At 69.1% G+C, this 21,503-nt stretch carries 17 protein-coding genes and 1 riboswitch; of the genes, 7 read left to right on the top strand and 10 right to left on the bottom strand.

The features are described from left to right. Positions 1-30 precede the first annotated feature (30 nt). From O4N75_RS20240 to O4N75_RS20220, 5 genes are all read right to left on the bottom strand, one after another. Complete coding sequence (locus O4N75_RS20240) at positions 31-1,662, bottom strand: AMP-binding protein (protein ID WP_267231708.1); 1,632 nt, start codon at positions 1,660-1,662, stop codon at positions 31-33. Positions 1,663-1,763: 101 nt separating this feature from the next. Further along, on the bottom strand, positions 1,764-2,261 hold the full coding sequence (locus tag O4N75_RS20235) for a copper chaperone PCu(A)C (RefSeq protein ID WP_269627208.1): 498 nt from the start codon (positions 2,259-2,261) through the stop codon (positions 1,764-1,766). A gap of 11 nt (positions 2,262-2,272) precedes the next feature. Continuing rightward, positions 2,273-2,761: a YcnI family protein gene (locus O4N75_RS20230; protein WP_269627207.1), complete on the bottom strand. Its 489-nt coding sequence runs from the start codon at positions 2,759-2,761 to the stop codon at positions 2,273-2,275. Beyond that, positions 2,749-4,800 (bottom strand): TonB-dependent receptor, encoded by a 2,052-nt coding sequence (locus tag O4N75_RS20225; RefSeq protein WP_269627206.1) that lies wholly within the window; start codon positions 4,798-4,800, stop codon positions 2,749-2,751. Before O4N75_RS20225 ends, O4N75_RS20230 begins: the two co-directional genes overlap by 13 nt. A gap of 65 nt (positions 4,801-4,865) precedes the next feature. After that, positions 4,866-5,258 carry a DUF2946 domain-containing protein gene (locus O4N75_RS20220; protein WP_269627205.1) on the bottom strand — a complete coding sequence of 131 codons (393 nt, stop codon included), beginning with the start codon at positions 5,256-5,258 and terminating at the stop codon, positions 4,866-4,868. A gap of 84 nt (positions 5,259-5,342) precedes the next feature. Between O4N75_RS20220 and O4N75_RS20215 the strand changes: the two genes are divergently transcribed. The 3 genes from O4N75_RS20215 (at position 5,343) to O4N75_RS20205 (ending at position 10,763) form a co-directional block, all read left to right on the top strand. After that, on the top strand, positions 5,343-7,148 hold the full coding sequence (locus O4N75_RS20215; RefSeq protein ID WP_269627204.1) for a cation:proton antiporter: 1,806 nt from the start codon (positions 5,343-5,345) through the stop codon (positions 7,146-7,148). A 487-nt stretch (positions 7,149-7,635) separates the two neighbouring features. Continuing rightward, positions 7,636-8,826, top strand: coding sequence for an OmpA family protein (locus O4N75_RS20210; RefSeq protein WP_269627203.1), 1,191 nt, complete (start codon positions 7,636-7,638; stop codon positions 8,824-8,826). Positions 8,827-8,978: 152 nt separating this feature from the next. Further along, the gene (locus O4N75_RS20205) at positions 8,979-10,763 is read left to right on the top strand and encodes an SLC13 family permease (protein WP_269627202.1); all 1,785 of its coding nucleotides are present in this window, start codon (positions 8,979-8,981) and stop codon (positions 10,761-10,763) included. Here O4N75_RS20205 and O4N75_RS20200 read toward each other — a convergent pair. Next, positions 10,760-11,317: a TMEM165/GDT1 family protein gene (locus O4N75_RS20200; protein ID WP_269627201.1), complete on the bottom strand. Its 558-nt coding sequence runs from the start codon at positions 11,315-11,317 to the stop codon at positions 10,760-10,762. The genes O4N75_RS20205 and O4N75_RS20200 overlap by 4 nt on opposite strands. 18 nt (positions 11,318-11,335) lie before the next feature. Next, positions 11,336-11,504, bottom strand: a riboswitch (yybP-ykoY riboswitch). A 324-nt stretch (positions 11,505-11,828) separates the two neighbouring features. Between O4N75_RS20200 and O4N75_RS20195 the strand changes: the two genes are divergently transcribed. The 3 genes from O4N75_RS20195 (at position 11,829) to O4N75_RS20185 (ending at position 16,162) form a co-directional block, all read left to right on the top strand. Next, a complete protein-coding gene (locus O4N75_RS20195) occupies positions 11,829-13,694 on the top strand; it encodes a ribonucleoside-diphosphate reductase subunit alpha (protein ID WP_269627200.1) in 1,866 nt (621 codons plus the stop codon). 318 nt (positions 13,695-14,012) lie between these two features. Continuing rightward, a complete protein-coding gene (locus O4N75_RS20190; RefSeq protein ID WP_269627199.1) occupies positions 14,013-14,849 on the top strand; it encodes a lipid A-modifier LpxR family protein in 837 nt (278 codons plus the stop codon). 224 nt (positions 14,850-15,073) lie between these two features. Next, positions 15,074-16,162 carry a ribonucleotide-diphosphate reductase subunit beta gene (locus O4N75_RS20185; protein WP_269627198.1) on the top strand — a complete coding sequence of 363 codons (1,089 nt, stop codon included), beginning with the start codon at positions 15,074-15,076 and terminating at the stop codon, positions 16,160-16,162. A 159-nt stretch (positions 16,163-16,321) separates the two neighbouring features. Here the strand turns inward: O4N75_RS20185 and O4N75_RS20180 are convergent, their stop codons facing one another. Then, positions 16,322-16,921, bottom strand: coding sequence for a class I SAM-dependent methyltransferase (locus O4N75_RS20180; RefSeq protein ID WP_269627197.1), 600 nt, complete (start codon positions 16,919-16,921; stop codon positions 16,322-16,324). A 76-nt stretch (positions 16,922-16,997) separates the two neighbouring features. On the opposite strand from O4N75_RS20180, the gene O4N75_RS20175 reads away from it, so the two are divergent. Further along, positions 16,998-17,792, top strand: a complete 795-nt coding sequence (locus O4N75_RS20175) for an enoyl-CoA hydratase/isomerase family protein (RefSeq protein ID WP_269627196.1) — start codon at positions 16,998-17,000, stop codon at positions 17,790-17,792. Positions 17,793-17,847: 55 nt separating this feature from the next. On the opposite strand, the gene htpX is transcribed toward O4N75_RS20175, so the two are convergent. From htpX to O4N75_RS20160, 3 genes are all read right to left on the bottom strand, one after another. Then, positions 17,848-18,822: a zinc metalloprotease HtpX gene (gene htpX / locus O4N75_RS20170; protein ID WP_269627195.1), complete on the bottom strand. Its 975-nt coding sequence runs from the start codon at positions 18,820-18,822 to the stop codon at positions 17,848-17,850. A 68-nt stretch (positions 18,823-18,890) separates the two neighbouring features. Continuing rightward, positions 18,891-19,718 carry an alpha/beta hydrolase gene (locus O4N75_RS20165; protein WP_269627194.1) on the bottom strand — a complete coding sequence of 276 codons (828 nt, stop codon included), beginning with the start codon at positions 19,716-19,718 and terminating at the stop codon, positions 18,891-18,893. 116 nt (positions 19,719-19,834) lie between these two features. Beyond that, complete coding sequence (locus tag O4N75_RS20160) at positions 19,835-21,313, bottom strand: bifunctional diguanylate cyclase/phosphodiesterase (RefSeq protein ID WP_269627193.1); 1,479 nt, start codon at positions 21,311-21,313, stop codon at positions 19,835-19,837. Positions 21,314-21,503 lie beyond the last annotated feature (190 nt).

The raw sequence follows: 21,503 nt of genomic DNA, 5'->3' as shown, positions 1-21,503 counted from the left end.
CCCTCTGAAGCACGTTACTTTTTTGTTACGTTAGGCGTCGGTGGACAGGGCGGCGATCGCCTGGGCCTTCAGCGCCTTGTAGTCCAGCTTGCCGTTCGGGGCGCGGGCCACCGGGGCCAGCACCAGTTCCCGCGGGGCCTTGTAGTCGGCCAGCAGGCCCTTCACGTGAGCCGACAGCTCGGCCAGGGTCGGCAGGTTGTCGCCGCCGAAGTCCACGATCGCGCCGATACGCTCGCCGAAGCGCGGGTCGGGCAGGCCGACCACGGCCGCGTCGCGCACGCCCGGGAAACGCTTCAGGGCTTCTTCGACCTCTTCGGGGAAGACCTTCTCGCCGCCGGTGTTGATCACCTGCGAGCCGCGGCCCAGCAGGGTGATCGAGCCGTCAGCCTCGACGGTCGCCCAGTCGCCCGGCACGCTCCAGCGGCGACCTTCGAAGGTGCGGAAGGTCTTGGCCGACTTTTCCTCATCCTTGTAGTAGCCGATCGGGGTGTGGCCGCCGACGGCGACCAGGCCGCGGACGCCCGAGCCGGCCTCGACCCGCACGCCGTCCTCGGTGAACACCGCCGCGTTGGGGCCGGTCACGAACTTGGCGGTGCTGGTCGCCTGGCCCGCGCCCGAGGTCGAGGACGCCAGGCCCAGGGCCTCGGACGAGCCGAGGCTGTCCATCAGCATCACGTTCGGAAGGTGCTTCAGCAGGCCCTGCTTGTTCTCCAGGCCCCACATGGCGCCCGACGAGGCGATGCGCTTCAGCGACGGCATGGTCCAGCGGCCCGGATTGGCGTCCAGGGTCTCCAGCATCGGCGCGGCGAAGGCCGGGCCGACGATGATCAGGCCGGCGGCCTCCAGGCGCTCGACCTCATCGAACAGCACCGCCGGGTCGAATTTGCGGCCGGTCAGGGTGGCGACGGCGCCGCCCGAGATCAGGGTCCCGAACGAGATGAACTGGCCGGTGGCGTGCATCAGCGGGGCGACCGGAATGGTGATGTTCAGCGGCGCGCCCGAGGCGTCGACCGCCTTGGCCCGCTGGCCGGCTTCGGCCACGGTCTCCAGCGGCGGCAGGCCAAGCAGCAGGTTGGCCCCGCCGCCCAGCGCCTTGAACAGGTCTTCCTGGCGCCACATCACGCCCTTGGGCATGCCGGTGGTGCCGCCGGTGTACATGATCAGCAGGTCGTCGGCGGTGCGGCCCCAGGGGGCTTCGAAGCGGTCGGCGCCGGCCGCGACGATGGCGTCGTAGTCGGCGGCCCAGTCGGGGACCGGATGGCCGGCTTCCGGCACGGCGATCCAGATCTTCACCTTGGGCAGGCGGCCGCGCACCTTGTCGGCCATCTCGGCGAACGAGGCGTGGAACACCACGGCCTCGGCGTCGGCGTTGTCGAACAGGTAGGTCAGTTCGTCGCCGCCGTAGCGGTAATTGGTGTTGAACGGGACCAGGCCGGCCTTGAAGGCGGCGTAGTAGCTCTCGAGGTACTCGGGCCCGTTGTAGAGATAGGCCGCCACCTTCGACTGCTGGGTCAGGCCGGCCTGGACCATGGCCTGGGCCAGGGCGTTGGCGCGGCGGTCGAATTCGCGCCAGCTCAGGCGACGCTCGCCATGGATGAGGGCGGGGCGGTCAGGGGTCGCGTCGGCGACGGACTCCCAGAGGTTGGCGTAATTCCAAACCAAGGACGATCCTCCATTCTTAAAATATGGAGGGCATAGACGACGCGGGGGGCGGCGCTGTCAACGCCGCCCTTGGTCATCGCAGCGCCTTGCCGCGTAAAGGCTCAGTGATGGTGGTGCGCATCCGCCGCCGGCGCCTTGCCGCTTGCCGTTCCGGGCGCGGCCGCGGCCACCTGGAACTCGACCTTCAGCTTCGCGCCGCTCTTGAAGACCAGCGTCGCCGGGATCTTGTCGCCGAGCCTGGTCGCCTTGGTCAGGCCCAGGAACATCACGTGATAGCCGCCGGGCGCGAAGGCTGCCTGCTTGCCGGCCGGGATGGCGACGCCGGCGTCCTGGCGCTCCATCTTCATCACCCCGCCGGCCGTCGAGGAGCGGTGCACCTCGGTCTTGCGCGCCGCGGGAGTTTCGACCGCGACCAGGGCGTCGGCGCCGGCCCCGCGGTTGACGATGGTCATGAAGCCGCCGCCGTTGCCGTTCGCGGCGGCCGGCCGGCTCCACGGGTCGACCACCTCCAGGGTTCCGAGCCGATAGGTCGCCGCCTGGGCGGCGGTGGAAAGGGTCAGGGCCGCAGCGGCGGCGGCGATGATCGCAAGGTGTCGCATGGGGGCGTCCTCTAGTGCTGGTGGGGTTCGGCCGCAGCGGCCTTGGGGGTGACGACGAGCGCGGGGGCCGGATGGCTGGCCCGCTCGCCCGCCGAAGGGATTTCCGTCCATTGGCTCTGCTCGGCGCCGCAGGACTGCACGGTGGGGAAGTAGAGCGTCGCGGCCTGGTCGGGCAGTTTGAACAGCAGTGCGAACGCGTCGAACTGGTCGGCCGGCAATTCGCCGCGCCAGGTGATCGCCGCGACCCGCCCCTCCCGGCGCTCGATCTCCAGCCGCCAGCCGGGCTTGGGCTGCGGACGGGCCGAGGCCATCTCTGCCGGAATTTCGATGCGCAGCGCGGTGGTCGCCGCCTCGCCGCAGCCATGTCCGACGCGGAACACGACCGCCTGATAGGCGCCGGCCTCCGCACGGCCAGGATCGGCGACGATGTGCGCGCCGGCCGCGCCAGGCAGGGCGAGAAGCGCGCCCGCACCGATCATCAGGGTTCTCAGAACGCCCATGTCACGCCTCCGAACACCGAGCGGCCTTCGCCGGGGAAGAACACCGCCTTGGAGACGCTCGGCGCCTGCGCGTCGGTGACGGCGCTGAAGTTCGAGACATAGCGCTCGTCGGCCAGGTTGCGGGCCTCGACGAAGACGCTGATCCCGTCCGGGCCGCGCCAGCCGCCGCCCAGCGACCAGACCGCATAGGACGGGGCCTTCAGGGTGTTGGCGTAGTCGACATAGGTGTCGGTGATCGACCATTCGACCGAGGGCGCGATGAACCAGCCGCTGGGATGATCGTAGCGCAGTTCGGCCCGGTAGAGATGCTCGGGCACGACCGGCAGCTGGTTGTCGCCATAGACGCTGTCGCCGTCGAACCGGAAGTCCGACCAGGCGTAGGTCTGGCGCAGCCGTGCGTTCCCGACGCGCCAGTCGAGCCCGGCCTCCAGGCCCTGGTGGATCGTCGGCCCGGCGTTGAAGGTGGCGGCTGGAATGCTGGGCGTGACCACGAAGTTCAGCAGCTCGTTCTCCAGCTCGGCCCGATAGAGGGCGACGTCCCAGGCGATCACGCCGCGTCGGCCGCGGGTCCCCACCTCGGCGGTCCAGGCCTCCTGGGCCTTGAGCGGCGCGAAGCCGACGAACGGCCCGGTCTGGACCAGGGCGCTGAAATTGGGCGGCTCTACCGACTTGGTCAGGTTGGCGAACGCCTGGGCGCCGTCGTCGGCCTGCCACAGCACCCCGAGGCGCGGCGCGAACCACTCGTAGGTCATCGAACGATCCGCCGTCCGGTTCAGGTGGTTGCGGAACTGACGGTTTGCCGATCCCAGCGAGCCGCCGCCGACCAGGGCCAGCTGGTCCGTCACGAACACGCGGCCCTCGGCGAACACGTCCAGAGCGCGGGCGTTCTGGGCGCTGTCGGCGCGCTTGGCCCCCTTCGAGGATTTCATGTTCACCCATTGCAGGGCGTCCAGGTCGCCGAGCCGCGCCGAGGCGCCGACGAACAGGTCCGCCCGCCGCCCGGCGACTTCGCCCTCGACGTCCAGCCGTCCGAACGCGCCCCAGTTGCGGCTCTCCTGGTCGATGACCTGGAAGATCGGATGGTCGAGATCCTTCCAGCTCGCATAGACCCCGCCCTCGAACACCGCGTTGTCGGCCACCCGCCAGCGGGTCTGCAGCGTACCGCGCACGCTGCGCATGTTGCGCTGGTACTCGTTGGCGACATTGCCCGGGCTGGCCTTGCGCGGACTGTTCAGCGCCTGACCGAGTTCGACCGCGCCGGGGATCTCCTGGTCGATATTGTGGCCCGACAGGATGAAGCGCAGCTCGCGGTCCTCGCCGAAGCTGCGGCCGATGTTGAGCGAGACGTGCTGGGCGGTCTGGTCGCTCTGCTCGCGCCAGCCGTTGGCCGAGATCGCGGTGGCGGCGGCGAACATGTCCCACTCGCCCCATTGGCGGGCGACCTCGCCGTGGCCGCGGATCGTGCGGTAGGACCCGCCGTCCAGCCGCAGCAGGTTCTGCGCCCCGGCGTCCTTGCCGGTCGGCGTCACCATGTTGATCGCCCCGCCCAGCAGCGCGCCGCCGAAGCGCAGGGCGTTGGCGCCCTTGTAGACCTCGGTGAAGCGGGCGATCAGCGGGTCGATCTGCTGGAAGTCGCCATAGCCGTCGGCCTCGTTGAACGGCACGCCGTCCTGGGCCAGCAGCGTGCCGCGGTTGTGGTTTGGATTGCCGATCCCCGAGCCGCGGATCGAGAGCCGGGTGTCGTCGCCCCACTTCTTCTGGGCGTAGACGCCGGGCACGTCGCGCAGGGTTTCGGCCAGTCCCTGGGCGTAGCGGTCGCGATAGGCTTCGGCGGAGATCACCGCCACCGCGCCGGGCGTTTCCGACAGCCGCCGCCGGGCGTCGGCGACGACCGGCGGGTCTTCCGGATCGGGATGGGCGGTGACGATCACCGCATCGACCAGCGGGCCGGAGTCGTCGGCATGGGCGAGGGCGGGCAGCGAAAGGGCGCTGGCGGCGAGCAGCAGCGCGCGCGGCGAGGCGCGCAGGAAAGCGAACATGTTGGTGGTGTCCCTGGACGTACGAGAAGAACCGCAGGCGCGCGGGCGCTGCGGTCGGTTTCGGCTCAGACGTTCAGGGAAGGCGGGCCTTGGCCCGGGGGGCGCGGCGGGGCGCGGGCGCGCGGCTGGGCGGTGACGGCGGGGGCGGCGTGGCGGACCACGACCGCGGCGTAGGCCACCGGCGCGACCGCCAGTTCGGGGGTGACGACGACCGCCAGGGTGGCGGCCAGACAGTCGTGACAGGGCAGTCCGGCGAAGCCGCCTTTCCGCTCCTGGCCGTCGGCGCCGATGACCACGGTCTCGGCGCCGTTCTCGGTGCAGAGCTCGACGCGGACGGTGGAAAGCGATTCGGCCGCCATGGCCGCACCCGGCAGCAACGCCTGGGCGAACAGGGCCAGAAGGGCCGCCAGGACCCCCAGGCTCGCCCGCGCCGCGCGCTTTTTTCGGCCGAAGTGCATGGGCGGGCGTCTTAAGGGCTGCCCGACGGGTTACGCAAGAGGCGTCGAAACCCCATAGTGGCGCTCATCACAGAAGGAGAGCGCATGGAAGGTCACGTTTCGCCCGGCGAATACAAGGACGTCGTCCTCTTTCTCGCCACCGCCGGCGTGATCGTGCCCTTGTTCCGCCGCTGGCGGATCAGTCCCATCCTCGGCTTCCTCGGCGCGGGCGTCGTCCTCGGCCCTTTCGGCCTGGGTGCCCTTAGCGGCGCCTTTCCCTGGCTCGGCTACTTCACCATCGCCAATCCCGACGAGATCGCCCAGCTGGCCGAGTTCGGGGTGGTCTTCCTGCTCTTCATGATCGGCCTGGAGCTGTCGTGGGAGCGTCTGCGCTTGATGCGGCGCTGGGTGTTCGGCATGGGCGCGCTGCAGGTCAGCCTGTGCCTGGCGGCCATCGCTCTGGCGGCCATGGCCTTCGGGCTGGACGTCGCCCCGGCGGCGGCGATCGGGGCGGCCCTGGCGCTGTCCTCGACCGCGGTGGTCATGCAGATCCTGACCGAGCACAAGCGCCAGCACTCCCCCGCTGGGCGGGCCACCTTCTCGGTGCTGCTGTTCCAGGACCTGGCCGTCGCTCCGATCCTGGTCACCCTGGCGATCCTTGGCCGCGGCGGCGGCGAGGATGCGGTGTTCTCGCCGCGCCTGCTGCTGGCCTTCGCGCCGGCCGCGCTCGGGGTGATGATCCTGGTGGCCTTCGGCCGGCTGCTGCTGCGCCCGATGCTCAAGTCGGTGGCCCGCGCCAAGAGCGAGGAGCTGTTCATGGCCGCCTGCCTGCTGGTGGTCATCGGCGCAGGTCTGGTCAGCGCGCTGACCGGCCTCTCCATGGCCCTGGGGGCGTTCATCGCCGGCCTGCTGCTGGCCGAGACCGAGTACCGCCACGAGGTCGAGGTCACCATCGAGCCGTTCAAGGGCCTGCTGCTCGGCCTGTTCTTCCTCTCGGTCGGCATCGGGCTCGACCTGTCGCTGCTGGCCGCCAAGCCATGGGCGATCCTTGGCATGTCGGTCGGCGTCGTGGCGCTCAACGCCACGGTGGTGTTCGGGCTCGGACGGTTGTTCGGCCTGCCCTGGCGCGGGGCGCTGGAGGCCGGCCTGCTGCTCGCCGGGGGCGGGGAGTTCGCCTATGTCATCCTGTCGGCGGCCATGGGCGACGGCATCGTTCCGCGGCCGTTGGGTCAGATGGTGCTGGTCTCCTCGACGATCTCGATGATGTGCATCCCGCTGCTGGCGGCGCTTGGCCTGAAACTCGGCGGGCGCAAGACCGGCGGGCAGGGGCTGGCGGCCGAACCGGCCGCGCCGCCCGCCGCCGATCCGGGGCATGCCGAGGCGCCCAAGGTGCTGGTCGTCGGCTATGGCCGGGTCGGCAAGCTGGTCGGCGACATGCTGCACCGGCACGACATCGCCTGGGTGGCGGCCGAGCGCGACCCGAAGCTGGTCGAGGCCGCCCGCCACGCCGGCGAGGCGATCTATTTCGGCGACGCTTCGCGCCAGGAGTTCCTGCGCCGCTGCGGGCTGGAGACCGCCCCGGCCCTGGTGGTGACCATGGATTCGCCCGAAGGGGTGGAGGCGATCGTCGCCACCGCCCGGGCCATGCGGCCGGACCTGACCATCGTCGCCCGCGCCCGCGACGCGCGCCAGGCCCAGCGGCTCTACGAGCTGGGCGCCACCGACGCCGTGCCCGAGACGGTTGAAGCTAGTTTACAATTGTCGGAGGCGGTTTTGGTTGAGATCGGGGTGCCAATGGGACTAATCATCGCATCGATCCACGAGCGGCGCGATGAGTTCCGAAAGGCGCTCAACCGGCCCGAGGCTCTGGGGGGAAGAGTCCGACGCTACCGACGCGCGCAAGAAAACTGACAGCCGCGGCGGAACTAAGCCGTAGGGGGGGCGTTGTCCGCTCGAACCGGAGACGAGATTCGCGTCTTAGGCGAAGGGGGAGTAACCAGCCAGACATAACGCGCGTACTTGCAGAATGCGGACGTTCGCGTCCCGCACGGACTGGACGGTCCAGCTGAGTGCGCTCATAGTTCAAGAGAATCAATCGGCTTTAGCCGGCTGGCGCGTGCGCTGCGTAGCGCGAGGGCCTTTCGGACCTGGAGTCGAAAACAAGAATTCGGAGCCACGGTGTAGCCCAGGCGCATCGTTGGCGACCGAACGAGGGATGTGTCTCTCGCCCCGAAGTTGATCGCCGAGGGGAAGATTGTGTAACGTCCTGGGGTTGGATTTGAGAGGCGCCACGAATTGGCGAAGGTGTTGCTCCGGCGACACTTTCGTAATGGTTGGCCCTTGATATAACAGCGCTGGGTCATTTGGCCGCAGCAGAGGGCAAGAGAGGGCTCTGAATATGAAATTCAAACTCCTAGCGGGGGCCGCCCTGGCTGCGGTGTTCGCCGCATCGGGTGCTTCGGCGCAAGAAGTTGGTTGGTACGGCGCTGTCGACCTCGGCTACCACTGGCCGGACGGCATCGACGGTGAATCGTCGAACAACGCCGCTGGCGGCTCGCCCTACAACTGGACGTTCAACCAGGAAGAAGACTGGACCGGCTTTGCGCGTCTCGGCTATCAGCTGAACGAGCATTGGCGCGTGGAACTCGAAGGCGGCTACCGTCCGGGCGACATCGAGTCGATCCGCGGTGGTTCGAACAATTCGATCCTCGGTCTCTGCACCCCGGGCGTGGTCCGCTCGGCCGCCGCCCCGAACTGCGGCGCGGCCTCGGGCGACATCACGTCGTGGACCCTGATGGGCAACGTGATCTATGACATCGCCCCCGGCGCGGTCATCAATCCGTTCGTCGGCGCCGGTATCGGCATCAACCACGTGAAGGTCGACTCCGTCGGTCAGTTCTCGTCGGTGACCGGCGCCTACACCGCCGCCAACCCGTCGATCCAGAACCTGTCCATCGACGACGACGACACCGCCCTGGCCTGGCAGCTGATCGCTGGTCTGGCTTGGCGCGCGACCGACCGTCTGAACGTCGACCTGACCTACCGCTACCTGGGCGGCACGGACCTCGACTTCGCGTCGACCGGTTCGCACGCTCTGCAGCCGGGCGTCTTCACGGGCGAATACAACGACCAGTCGGTGACCGTCGGCCTGCGCTACTCGTTCGCGCCGCCGCCGCCCCCGCCGCCGCCGCCGCCGCCCCCGCCGCCGCCTCCCCCGCCGCCTCCGCCTCCGCCGCCGCCTCCGCCGGCGTATGAGGCCAAGCAGTTCATCGTCTACTTCCCGTTCGATCAGTACGTGCTGACGCCGGAAGCCCAGACGGTGATCCAGGAAGCTGCGACCTACGCGACCAGCGGCAACGCGACCCGCGTGATCGTGGTCGGCCACACCGACACCTCGGGTTCGGCTGCGTACAACGTCCGCCTGTCGGAACGTCGTGCGAAGGCCACCGCCGACGCCCTCGTGGGCCTGGGCGTGAACCAAGGCGCGCTGCAAGTGGATTGGAAGGGCGAAACCCAACTCGCCGTCCCGACCGCCGACGGCGTGAAGGAACCGCTGAACCGCCGCTCGACGATCGACATCAACTTCTAAGTCGATCTCGGCGATCAGCCGATCTAGCGGAGAGCCCGGCCGAAAGGCCGGGCTCTTTTGCTTTGGGCCTGTTGGTTTGCTGAAGGGCGCAGCTTTCGCCGCCGTGCGGCGTTGTCCAAGCTCCGCCGCAACGGGCGGGGCAGGTAGCGACGATGACGCTCGACCAGGGACTGGCCTTCGGACTCGTCGCGCTGACCATCGGCGCCTTCATCTGGGGGCGCTTCCGCTATGACGTCATCGCGATTTGCGCGCTGCTCGCCGGCGTGGCGACCGGCGTAGTCCCGGCCAAGAGCGCTTTCGACGGCTTCTCCAACGACATCACGGTGATCATCGCCGCGGCCCTAGTGGTCAGCGCCGCCTTCGGCAGGTCCGGCATCGTCGAGGCGGCGCTCCGCCCGCTGATCCCGCGGCTGAAGACCGAGCGCAGCCAGGTCCCGGTGCTCACCGCAGCGGTGACCATCCTCTCGACCGCCACCAAGAACGTCGGCGCCCTGGCCATCCTGATGCCGGTGGCCCTGCAGCTCTCGCGACGCACCGGATCCTCGCCCTCGCGGCTGCTGATGCCGATGGCGTTCGGGGCGATGCTCGGCGGCATTGTCACCCTGGTCGGCACCGCGCCCAACATCATCGTCTCGCAGGTCCGCGAGGAACTGCTCGGCAAGCCGTTCGGCATGTACGACTATGCGCCGGTCGGGCTGGCGCTGGCGGCGATCGGCTTCGTGTTTCTGGCCTTCGCCTACCGCATCCTGCCCAAGGACCGCGCGCCAGCCGTCAACCTCGAGGAAGCCCTGGCCGCCAACGCCTACCTCACCGAGGTCGAGGCTCCCGGCGATTGGCCGCTGGCGGGCCTGCGGATCGGGGCGTTGCACGATCTGGCCGGCGGCGAGGCGCGGGTGATGATGCTGCTCAGCGGCGGCCGTCGGCGCCCCCGGCCGCATCCCAATACCAAGGTCCGCCCCGGCGACGTGCTGCTGCTGCAGGGCGAGCCACAGGCGCTCGACGAGCTGATCAACCGCGGCAAGCTGCGGCTGACCCGTTCCGACCGGCCGGTCGCGATGGAGGAGCCGACCGACGAGGTCCGCGTGGTCGAGGCGGTGGTCGGCGGCGAATCGGAACTGATCGGCCGCTCGGCCCAGCAGTCGGACCTCTACGGCCGGCACGGCGTGAACCTGCTGGCGGTCAGCCGCTCGGGTTTCGACCTCAAGCAGCGCCCCGGCCGCATCCGCCTGCGCGCCGGCGACATCATCGTGCTGCAGGGTTCGGAGCGCACGCTGCCCGCCGCCCTGGCTGCGCTCGGCCTGCTGCCGCTGGCCGAACGCGAGGTGCGGCTCGGCGGCATCCGCCATGTGCTCGCCCCGGCGGTGATCCTGGCCGCGGCCATGGTGTTGGTCGCCTTCCAGGTGGTCCCCGTGGCCATCGCCTTCTTTGGCGCGGCCGTCGGGATGATCGTCGTCGGCGCCCTGCGCATGCGTGAGGCCTACGCCGCCGTCGACGGGCCGCTGATCGTGCTGATCGCTGCGATGATCCCGGTCTCGGAGGCGATCTCCACGACCGGCGGGGCCGAGCTGATCGGCGGCTGGCTCTCCAGCGTGTTCCGCGGCCAGTCGCCGATGATCGCGCTGGTGTCGATCATGGCTGTGGCCATGGCCGCCACGCCGTTCCTCAACAACGCCGCGACCGTGCTGATCGTCGCGCCGGTCGGGGCCAGCATGGCCCGCCAACTGGGGCTCAATCCCGACCCGTTCCTGATGGCGGTGGCGGTCGGCGCGGCGTCGGACTTCCTCACGCCCATCGGCCACCAGTGCAACACCCTGGTGATGGGGCCGGGCGGCTACCGATTCGCCGATTATCCGCGGCTGGGCGCGCCCCTGACCCTTTTGGTCCTGGTCCTGGGCGCGCCGCTGATCGCCTGGTTCTGGCCGCTGACCGCCGGTTAGCTCGCGATCAGGATCCAGACGCCGATCGCCGCGAAGGACGCCGCCGCGGCCCAGCGGATGTACTTCAGCGGCAGACGGGTGGCCGCGGCCTCGCCGATCAGCACCGCCGGGACGTTGGCGATCATCATGCCGAGCGTGGTGCCGGCCGCGACCAGCAGCACCTGGTGGAACTTCGCCGCCAGGGCGACGGTCGCCACCTGGGTCTTGTCGCCCATCTCCACGAAGAAGAACGCCACCAGGGTGGTCAGGAACACTCCGGCCCGGTCCTTGGGCTTGTCGCTCTCCTCGAACTTGTCGGGAATCAGCGCCCAGACGCCGAAGCCGATGAAGGCCAGGCCCAGCACCCACTTCATCCACGGGCCGTTCAGCAGCGAGGCGGCTGCGACCCCGACCCAGGCGGCCAGGGCGTGGTTGGCGATGGTGGCGACCAGGATGCCGAGAATGATCGGCGCGGGCTTTCGGAATCGGGCGGCCAGCAGCAGGGCCAGCAACTGGGTCTTGTCGCCGATTTCAGCGACGGCCACGAGGCCGGTCGATACGAGGAAGGCTTCCATAGGGAACAGGCGTCCAGGCGGGGTCGAGACATACCAATGGCCTTCCGCGCCGCCGACCCCGCATGGACCGACGCACGAAAGCCAAAGGTCTCGCCAAGCAATTCGCCGGATGCGCCATGCCTTTCGGCAAGTTTGTTGACGCGTCCCCCGCTGGAGTTACGGGCGGCTACTCCCCAGTGACGGGGTGTGGATAGGGTGGTGGTCGGCGGTGGGCAAGTGCGAACGACTCGCGATTGAATCACCCCCAGTTTTCACAGTCGCGTGAGCAGCGCCTTTGTCCGGGCGCGGAGGGCCTGTGGAAAACTCAAGCCCGTCAAGCCCTGGCGTCAAAGGTAAATGCGACGTTAACGAAATTCTCGTGGGGATGACCGCTCCAGACCGTTGACGAGTCATTAGCCTTCATGGCCCCATATGGAGCGTATCGGGGGCGGGGCAGCCACTAGATATAGCGGTGACGACGGCCGGGCGGTGTCCCGGAGGCAAAGCATCTGATAGTTATGGGTTTTGGGGCATGAGCAGCGGCGAAGCGGTGATGCGGACGGTTTCGGAAGCGACCCAGACGGCCCCGGAGCGGGCTGAACGGCCTGCGCTCCAGCTCGTCCGGAAGGTGGAGGTCGATCGCTCGCGCGACGCCCTGCTGACCGAGTTCGGCAAGACCACCCTCGAGGACCGCTACCTGCTGGCCGGCGAGAGCTACCAGGACATGTTCGCCCGCGTGGCGACGGCCTACGCCGACGACGCCGAGCACGCCCAACGGGTCTACGACTACATCTCGAACCTCTGGTTCATGCCGGCCACCCCGGTGCTCTCGAACGGCGGCGCCGGTCGCGGCCTGCCGATCTCCTGCTTCCTGAACGCGGTCGGCGATTCGCTCGACGGCATCCAGAGCGTCTGGAACGAGAACGTCGCGCTCGCTTCCAACGGCGGCGGCATCGGCACCTACTGGGGCGGCGTCCGTTCGATCGGCGAGAAGGTCAAGGGCGCGGGCCAGACCAGCGGCATCATCCCCTTCATCCGGGTGATGGACTCGCTGACCCTTGCGATTTCGCAGGGTTCGCTGCGCCGCGGCTCGGCCGCGGTCTATCTCGACATCCACCACCCGGAGATCGAGGAGTTCCTTGAGATCCGCAAGCCTTCGGGCGACTTCAACCGCAAGTCCCTGAACCTGCACCACGGCATCAACATCACCGACGAGTTCATGGAGGCGGTGCGCGACGGGGCGATGTTCGGCCTGCGCTCGCCGAAGAACCAGGAAGTCCTGCGCGAGGTCGACGCCCGCTCGCTGTGGCAGAAGATCCTCGAGATCCGCCTGCAGACCGGCGAGCCCTACCTGATCTTCTCCGACACCGTGAACCGCTCGATGCCGCAGCATCAGCGCGACCTCGGCCTGTCGGTCCGCCAGTCGAACCTGTGCTCGGAGATCATGCTCCACACCGGCACCGACCACCTGGGCCGCGAGCGGACCGCGGTCTGCTGCCTGTCCTCGGTCAACGCCGAGAAGTTCATGGAGTGGCGCGACCACCCGACCTTCGTCGAGGACGTCATGCGCTTCCTCGACAACGTGCTGGAGGACTTCATCCGCAGCGCGCCGCCGGAAATGGCCAACGCGGTCTACGCCGCCCAGCGCGAGCGCTCGGTGGGCCTGGGCCTGATGGGCTTCCACTCCTTCCTGCAGATGCAGAACGTGCCGTTCGAGAGCGCCCTGGCCAAGAGCTGGAACATGCGTCTGTTCAAGCACCTGCGCCGCCAGTGCGACGCGGCCTCGCGCAAGCTGGCCGCCGAACGCGGCGCCTGCCCCGACGCGGCCGAGAAGGGCGTCATGGAGCGGTTCAGCCACAAGCTGGCCATCGCCCCGACCGCTTCGATCTCGATCATCTGCGGCGGCACCTCGGCGGGCATCGAGCCGATCCCGGCCAACATCTACACCCACAAGACCCTGTCGGGCTCGTTCGCGGTGAAGAACCCCTACCTGGAGCGTCTGCTCGACGAGAAGGGCAAGAACACCTCGCAGGTCTGGGACTCGATCCTGGAGAACGAAGGTTCGGTCCAGCACCTCGACTTCCTCAGCCAGGACGAGAAGGACGTCTTCAAGACCGCCTTCGAATTGGACCAGCGCTGGGTCATCGAACTGGCCGCCGACCGCACGCCCGACATCTGCCAGTCGCAGTCGGTCAACGTCTTCCTGCCGGGCGACGTCGACAAGTGGGACCTGCACATGCTGCACTGGCAGGCCTGGGAACGCGGCTGCAAGTCGCTCTACTACCTGCGCTCCAAGTCGGTGCAGCGCGCCGCTCACGCCGGCGGCGAGGGTGTGGCCATGGTCATCGACGCGCCGTCCGAGCGCACCGACTACGAAGAGTGCCTGGCCTGCCAGTAGGCGCCAAGGTTCTAGCCGCCGTCCTCCGGCGGCGGAAATTCTCAAAGACCTGAGGCGAGGGGCCTTCGCGCCCCTCGATTGCTGTCCGGACGGCGCCCGCGCCAAGGCGTCCGTTCGCGTCGGCGCGCACAAATTGCGCGCATTTTCCCTGCTTTGTCCCAGTCTGGCGCAGTTCCACGCCCAGGGGCGCGCCACCTCAGGTGTAAACCCTATGTGACGCAGGGCAGAGGAACGGATTTTCCGTTGGCGTCATTCCATCATCATGGAAGGGTGCTTGTTGAGCCGCACGCTCAACGATGCGGTACGGGAGATTCGCCGATGAGGCTGTTGGCTGGGCTGGCCATCGCCTTGTGCTTTGGCGCTGCGACGGAGGGCGCGGCCCAAACATCGAGGCCTGGCGGTGATACGGAGCTGAAGGGCGCGGGCTTCGCGCCGGACAAGGCGCCGAAGATACGTCAGGATGACTTCGCCAACCTCGTCGAGCGCGAGCAGTTCGCCGCCGACGGCGCCCCGGTCCGCTGGACCACCAACAACTTCCAACTCGGCAAGACCGCCCGCGGCTCGATCGACACCATGCGGCTCAGCGTCGGCGGGACCGAGCGTTCGCCCAGCGGCCTGCCGGCCAACATTGACCCGCGCGCCGCCCAGTTCGACGCCGACGCCTACGAAGTCGCGGTCACCCGCGACTGGGCGCCGGTGCGCTTCGGGGCCGGCGAGCTCGACGTCGCCCTGACTCCGCATACCGGCGTCGGCCTCTCCAACAGCGGCGGCCAGGCCGAGGCCGGCGCCACCCTCACCGTCGCCCAGAAGCGCGACGGCGAGGTCGAGGACCGCCTCAACGACCTCGGCGTCCGCGACGGCAAGGCCTATGGCGACCAGGGCCGCTGGTACCTGTTCGCCGCCGCCAGCGGCCGCGCCGTCGGGCTCAACGTGCTGCGCAACGGCAACAGCTGGGACCGCCAGGGCTTCACCACTGATCCGTCCAGCGCCCTGGTCGGCGATGCGCATGTCGGCGTGGCGTATCGCAAGGGCGCGTTGCAGACCTCGTTCGGCTACATCCACCGCGAGGTGAAGGGCGAGCACATGGTCTTCGGTCAGGAGACCAAGGAAGACTCGGTCCTGGCCTTCACCTTCTCGATCAAGCCGCAGAAGTGACCTCCGCCCTCCCCTTCATGGGGAGGAAGCGGGCCGCCCCTTCGAACTGCATCCGCCGGCCCTACGACAGGGCGGCCGCGCAGGCTCAGCGTCGCCTGGACCGCCGCTGAGCCCGAACCGGCCGCCCTTCGAGCGACATATTCAGCGCGCATCGTTCATCCCCATGTTTCACAACATCTTGCGTGTGCCCTGATGTCCCGACCACAAGATATGCCCTTCCGCGGATGCCCGAACGGCGCCTAGATAGGCTCCAACACCAGCCGTCAGATTCGAAAGCCGCACCCGTGACCGCGACGTCCGCTCAGCCCGGCCTGCTTACCCCGTCCTTCGCCTACAAGCCGTTCCGCTATCCGTGGGCCTATGACTTCTGGAAGAAGCAGCAGCAGGTCCACTGGATGCCCGAAGAGGTGCCGCTGGGCGAAGACCTCAAGGATTGGGCGGCCAAGCTCAACGACAAGGAGCGCAACCTCCTTACCCAGATCTTCCGGTTCTTCACGCAATCGGACGTCGAGGTGAACGACAACTACATGGAACGCTACAGCCGCGTCTTCAAACCCACCGAGGTGAAGATGATGCTGTCGGCCTTCTCCAACATGGAGACGATCCACATCGCCGCCTACGCCCTGCTGCTCGAGACGATCGGCATGCCCGATTCCGAGTTCACGGCGTTCCTCGACTACCAGGCGATGCGCGACAAGCACGACTACATGCAGAAGTTCGGCGTCGATTCGAACGCCGACATCGCCCGGACGCTCGCCATGTTCGGCGGCTTCACCGAGGGCCTGCAGCTGTTCGCCAGCTTCGCGATGCTGATGAACTTCCCGCGCCACAACAAGATGAAGGGCATGGGCCAGATCGTCTCGTGGTCGGTGCGCGACGAGAGCCTGCACTGCGAAGGCATCATCAAGCTCTACCACGCGTTCAACAAGGAGACCGGCGCGGTCACCAAGAGCGTCGGCGACGACATCGTCGACTGCTGCAAGACCGTGGTCGGCCTGGAGGACAAGTTCATCGACCTGGCCTTCGAGGCCGGCGAGATCCAGGGCATGACCCCGGACGACATCAAGGCCTACATCCGCTTCATCGCCGACTGGCGCCTGCGCCAGCTGGCGCTGCCGGAAGTCTACGGCGTGAAGGAAAATCCGCTGCCCTGGCTGCAGTCGATGCTCTCGGGCGTCGAGCACGCCAACTTCTTCGAGGCCCGCTCGACCGAGTACTCGAAGGCCGCGACCAAGGGCCAGTGGCACGGCGCCGACGGCGTCTGGGCGTCGTTCGACAAAGTGCTGGCCAAGCGCAGCGAGGCGGCGGAGTAGGTAAACGTGTCATCCCGGAAGCCGCGCAGCGGCTGTCCGGGACCCATGAACACCTGATCGCGGACCCCTTGTTCGGACCGCGCCCATTTCCGCCGACGCGGCGCAAATGGATCCCGGACAAGCCCTATGGGCTTTCCGGGATGACACCTGAAGGGCGCTCTATCCCTTCACCGCGTCCACGAACAGCCAATCGCGCATCACCCCGTCGAAGCCGCCGCCCTTGCCGGGGGTGATGGTCAGCGCCGCCCAGTCGCCGGCCGCGCCGTAGGCGGCCCGCAGCCGCGCCTCGTCGGGGAAGTTGTAGTAGCGGCCCAGGCTGTCGCGCCCGCCGCCGTCGCCGGCCTTGAACCCGGTGTGGAAGCGGCCGCCCGGCTTCAGCGCCCGGTGGATGCGGGCCAGCACGTCGGCCAGCCCGTCTTCCGGGACGTGCAACAGGCAGGCGTTGGCCCAGACGCCGTCATAGGCGGCGGTCTCGTCCAGCTCCTCGAACCGCATCACCCGCACCGGCCGCCCCAGCCGCGCCTCAGCTTCCGCCGCTAAGCCCGCCGAGCCGTCGGTGGGGGTGACCTCGAAGCCGGCGGCGGTCATCAGCTCGGCGTCCTGACCGGCGCCGCAGCCCAGCTCCAGGATGCGCGCCCGCGGCCGCAGCTGTTCGAGAAAGGCCTGCAGCCGCACCGGCGCGCCCCGCTGGCGCGCGGCGTAGGCCGCGGCCTCGCGGTCATAGAAGGCCAGGGTGTCTGCGTCGTGCATCTGGGCCATGCCGTCCTCCCCTTAGGTCTGGCCACCACCTCCCACCGCGTCCATTGTCCCGTCAACGCAAAGAAACGGGGAAACCATGTCCAAGCTTGTCGAGGTGTCCGACGCCGGCCACGTCCGCACCATCCGCCTGAACCGTCCGGAGAAGAAGAACGCGCTCAGCCAGCAGCTGGCCTGGGGCGTGATCGAGGCGGTCGACGCCGCCGCCCGCGACGACAATGTCTGGGTCGTGGCCCTGACCGGCTCGGGCGACGCCTTTTGCGCCGGGCTCGACCTGTCGGGCTCCGAGCCTTACCACCCGGACTCCGCGATGACCGCCCAACTCGACGACATCAGCTGGGTCGGCCAGTTCGTGCTCGCCCTGCGCAAGCGTTGCGACAAGCCGGTGGTCGGCGGGATCAACGGCGTGGCGGTCGGCGCGGGCCTGGGCCTGGCCATGGCTGCCGACGTGCGCCTCATCGCCTCCAGCGCGCGGTTGATGGCCGGCTACACCCGCATCGGCGGCTCGCCGGACGCCGGCCTGACCATCACCCTGCCGCAGGTCATGGGCTATGAGCGCGCCATGCGCTTCATGATGGAGAACCGCACGGTCGTCGGCGCGCAGGCCCTGGAGTGGGGCATGGCCGGCGAGGCGGTTGACGACGCGAACTTCCATGCCCGGCTGGCCGAGTACTGCGCCCAGCTCTGCGAGTGGTCGCCGATCACCCTGCGCCTGCTCAAGCGCGGCATCGTGAAGTCCTACGAGTCGATCGATATGGAGCAGCAGCTCCGCTACGAGGTCTCCAACATCGGCCGCGCCTTCCGCAGCGAGGACGGCCAGGAAGCCCGCCGCGCCTTCCTCGAAAAGCGCAAGCCGGTGTTCCAGGGGCGCTAGGGCATTTGCCGCCAGGGCGGCGAAACCGGGCTGCTGGGGCCGTTAGCTGTGGCCCCTAGCTGTTCCAGGGCCCGCCTTGCGGCTTGCCCGGCTCGGTGGTCGGCACGGCGGTCGCGCCGCCGCCCCAGCGGCCGCCGCCGCTGACGATCGGGTCTTGCTGGCGCGGCGGGGCGCCGCGGCCGCCGCCCATCTTCATCAGCGCCGCCACGCGGTTGCCGGTGGCCGGGTGGGTTGAGAACAGGTTGTCCGCCCCGCGGCCCGCCAGCGGGTTGATGATGAACATCTGGCCGGTGGCCGGATTGCGCTCGGCGGTGACGTTGACGATGCCGTGGGCGTAGGCCTCGATCTTCTGCAGCGCGCTGGCCAGGGCCTGCGGGTCGCCGCTGATCTCTGCGCCGTGCTTGTCGGCCTCGTATTCGCGACCGCGGCTGATCGCCATCTGCACCAGGGCCGCGGCCATGGGCGCCAGCACCATCAGCGCGATGGTCCCGATGATCCCGCCCGGGCGCTCGCGATCGTTGCCGCCGAAGAACAGCGCGAAGTTGGCCAGCGACGAGATCGCCCCCGCCAGGGTCGCGGTGATCGTCATGGTCAGGGTGTCGCGGTTCTTCACGTGCGCCAGCTCGTGGGCCATCACCCCGCGGATCTCGCGGCGGTCCAGCATGCGCAGCAGGCCGACGGTGGCGGCCACGGCGGCGTGCTCGGGGTCGCGGCCGGTGGCGAAGGCGTTCGGCTGCTCGGTCTCCATCACATAGACCTTCGGCCGCGGCATGTTGGCCCGGTCGGCCAGCTCGTAGACGTCGTTGACATAGTTGCGCAGCAGCGGCTCGGAGGTCGCCGGATCGACCTCGCGCGCGCCGTACATGCGCAGCACGATCTTGTCGGAGTTCCAGTAGCTGAAGAAGTTCATCGCCACGCCGATGGCGAGCGCGACGGCCATGCCGGTCGCCCCGCCGATCAGGTAGCCGACGCCGACGAACAGGGCGGTCATGCCCGCCAGCAGCATGAAGGTGCGAAGGTGATTGTGCATGGGGCCGGATATGGGGGCGGGCGGGGCGGCTGCGCAAGGCGTAGCCGTCCTCCCGCGGTCCAAATCCGTCAGGCCGCGATGAAGGCCAGCAGGTCCGGGTTGATGATTTCCGGATGGGTCGTGCACATGCCGTGCGGCAGGCCCGGATAGACCTTCAGTTCGCCCTTCCTGAGCAGCTTGATCGCCAGCAGCGCGGAATCGGCGATCGGCACGATCTGATCGTCGTCGCCGTGCATGACCAGCACCGGGACCTCGATCGCCCGCAGGTCCTCGGTGAAGTCGGTCTCCGAGAAGGCCTTGATGCACTCGTAGTGGGCGTTGGCCGCGCCCATCATCCCCTGGCGCCACCAGTTGTCGATCACCCCTTCCGACACCTTCGCCCCGGGCCGGTTGAAGCCGTAGAACGGCCCGGCCGGCACGTCGTGGAAGAACTGCGCGCGGTTGGCGACCAGGGCGGCGCGGAAGCCGTCGAACACCTCGATCGGCAGGCCGCCGGGGTTCTTGTCCGACTTGACCATGATCGGCGGCACCGCCCCGATCAGCACCGCCTTGCCGACCCGCCCGCCGCGGCCGTAGCGGGCGACATAGCGCGCGACCTCGCCGCCGCCGGTGGAGTGGCCGATGTGGACAGCGTCCTTCAGGTCCAGGTGCGCGGCCAGCGCCGCCATGTCGGCGGCGTAGGTGTCCATCTCGTGGCCGCCGGCGGTCTGGCTGGACCGGCCGTGCCCGCGGCGGTCGTGGGCGATCACCCGATAGCCCTTGGCCAGGAAGAACATCATCTGCGCGTCCCAGTCGTCGGCGCTCAGCGGCCAGCCGTGATGGAACACGAGGGGACGTCCGGCGCCCCAGTCCTTGTAGAAGATCTCGGCGCCGTCGTGGGTGGTGATGGTCGGCATGCTCGTTGCTCCGCTTTGATCGCCGCGCCGCGGAGCGCGGCGCCGGCATCACGTGGGCGGGGCGGAGGTTTGTCGAGTCGGGTTGGCGCCCTATCCGGCGCGATGCTTGTGATTGCCTAGAAGGCGACCGTGCGCAGGGTCGCGGCGGCGGCCATGATGCGGTCGGTGGGCGCCTCGGCGCCGGCCGCCTGGGCCCGCATCAGGGCCTCGCAGTCGTCGCCCGGCATCGGGCGTGCGAACAGGTAGCCCTGCATCCGGTCGGCGCCGGCGGCGCGCAGGAAGATGGCCTGGGCCTCGTCCTCCACCCCCTCGGCGACGATGCGGGCGTCCAGCGACTTGGCGGCGCCGAGCATGGCCCGGACCAGCTTGGAGACCCGCGGGTCGCGGCCGACTCCGCCGATCAGCGACTGGTCCAGCTTCACCGTATGGATCGGCAGCTGCAGCAGCGCGCGCAGGTTCGAATAGCCGGTGCCGAAGTCGTCGAGCGCGATGCGCACGCCGCGTGAGGCCAGCCGCTCGATATGGCGGCGCGCCAGGCTGAGGTCGTGGACCAGGAAGGTCTCGGTGATCTCGACGGTCAGGGCGGTGGCCGGCAGGTCGGTGTCGGCCAGCCGCGCGATCAGCTTGCGCGAAAAGGCCGGGTCCATCAGCTCGCGCTGCGAGACGTTGCACGAGATCGTGTCGATCATCCCCTCGGCGACCCAGGGGGCGGCGCGTTGGCAGGCCGACTGGAAGATCGCCCCGTCCAGCTCGGCGATCAGGCCCAGCTCCTCGGCCAACGGCACGAACACGCCCGGCGGGATCATGCCGCGCTCGGCGTGGTTCCAGCGGGCCAGCACCTCGGCGGCGATGATCCGTCCGTCGGCGGCGTTCACCACCGGCTGGAACCAGGGAACGATGTGGCCGGCCGGGATCGCCCGGCGCAGCTCGGTCTCCAGGCTGTTGCGGGCCTCGGTGGCCTTGCGCAGGTCATCGTCGAAGGCCGACCAGCGGCTGCCGCCGGCGGTCTTGGCGCGATAGAGCGCGATGTCGGCGAACCGCTGCAGGTCGGCGGCGTCGGCTGCGTCGGTCGGATAGACCGCGAGCCCGACCGAGGCGCCCGGCGCGATCGCCCGGCCGTAGATGGTGTGGGTCTGGGTCAGGGCCGAGGTCAGCTCGGCGGCGCGGGCGGCGGCCTCGGCGCCCGCGGCGATCACCGCGAACTCGTCGCCGCCGAGGCGCGAGACCACGTCGCCCTCGCGCGCGGAGGCTTTCAGCCGGCGGCCGATCTCGATCAGCAGCTGGTCGCCGGCGTCATGGCCCAGGCTGTCGTTGAGGTTCTTGAAGCGGTCGAGGTCGATGACCAGCAGCGCCACTGGCTCGCCGCTGCGCTGGGCCTCCTCCAGCCGCCCGACCAGGGCGGCGGTGAAGGCGCCGCGGTTGAGCAGCCCGGTCAGGCTGTCGGTCCGCGCCAGGTGCATGGTGAGCGCGCGCTCGGTCTCCAGCTCCTCGATGCGCGCGGCCAGGCTGGCGGAGACCTGCCGCAGCTCCTGCCGGGCCTCGATGAGCAGGGCTTCGGCGTCGCGCGTCACAGGTGCGGGGATGGGAAGGGACATGCCGGATCAGGCCCCCGGACGCCGTCCGCGGGGGCCCGTGGAATCCGCCATGGATCCCAGGATCTCCGTCCAGACGATGCCCTTCATGTCGCCCCCCTTCCGCGCGCCCTGAAAAATCAAGGTTACGCGTAATATGCGGCAATCCCGGAATCGTCCGTTAACAGGCGCCGCAAAGGCGCCCCGTCAGGGT

The organism is Phenylobacterium sp. NIBR 498073 (assembly GCF_027286305.1).
GTDB lineage: Bacteria > Pseudomonadota > Alphaproteobacteria > Caulobacterales > Caulobacteraceae > Phenylobacterium.
Note: the sequence above shows the minus strand (reverse complement) of the source record. Positions and strands in the feature narration are given on the sequence as shown.

Coding starts and splice junctions, on each gene's coding strand:
- O4N75_RS20235 (WP_269627208.1), bottom strand. CDS start 2,261: ATGCGACACCTTGCGATCATCGCCGCCGCCGCTGCGGCCCTGACCCTT.
- O4N75_RS20230 (WP_269627207.1), bottom strand. CDS start 2,761: ATGGGCGTTCTGAGAACCCTGATGATCGGTGCGGGCGCGCTTCTCGCC.
- O4N75_RS20225 (WP_269627206.1), bottom strand. CDS start 4,800: ATGTTCGCTTTCCTGCGCGCCTCGCCGCGCGCGCTGCTGCTCGCCGCC.
- O4N75_RS20220 (WP_269627205.1), bottom strand. CDS start 5,258: ATGCACTTCGGCCGAAAAAAGCGCGCGGCGCGGGCGAGCCTGGGGGTC.
- O4N75_RS20215 (WP_269627204.1), top strand. CDS start 5,343: ATGGAAGGTCACGTTTCGCCCGGCGAATACAAGGACGTCGTCCTCTTT.
- O4N75_RS20210 (WP_269627203.1), top strand. CDS start 7,636: ATGAAATTCAAACTCCTAGCGGGGGCCGCCCTGGCTGCGGTGTTCGCC.
- O4N75_RS20205 (WP_269627202.1), top strand. CDS start 8,979: ATGACGCTCGACCAGGGACTGGCCTTCGGACTCGTCGCGCTGACCATC.
- O4N75_RS20200 (WP_269627201.1), bottom strand. CDS start 11,317: ATGGAAGCCTTCCTCGTATCGACCGGCCTCGTGGCCGTCGCTGAAATC.
- O4N75_RS20195 (WP_269627200.1), top strand. CDS start 11,829: ATGAGCAGCGGCGAAGCGGTGATGCGGACGGTTTCGGAAGCGACCCAG.
- O4N75_RS20190 (WP_269627199.1), top strand. CDS start 14,013: ATGAGGCTGTTGGCTGGGCTGGCCATCGCCTTGTGCTTTGGCGCTGCG.
- O4N75_RS20185 (WP_269627198.1), top strand. CDS start 15,074: ATGCCCGAACGGCGCCTAGATAGGCTCCAACACCAGCCGTCAGATTCG.
- O4N75_RS20180 (WP_269627197.1), bottom strand. CDS start 16,921: ATGGCCCAGATGCACGACGCAGACACCCTGGCCTTCTATGACCGCGAG.
- O4N75_RS20175 (WP_269627196.1), top strand. CDS start 16,998: ATGTCCAAGCTTGTCGAGGTGTCCGACGCCGGCCACGTCCGCACCATC.
- htpX (WP_269627195.1), bottom strand. CDS start 18,822: ATGCACAATCACCTTCGCACCTTCATGCTGCTGGCGGGCATGACCGCC.
- O4N75_RS20165 (WP_269627194.1), bottom strand. CDS start 19,718: ATGCCGACCATCACCACCCACGACGGCGCCGAGATCTTCTACAAGGAC.
- O4N75_RS20160 (WP_269627193.1), bottom strand. CDS start 21,313: ATGTCCCTTCCCATCCCCGCACCTGTGACGCGCGACGCCGAAGCCCTG.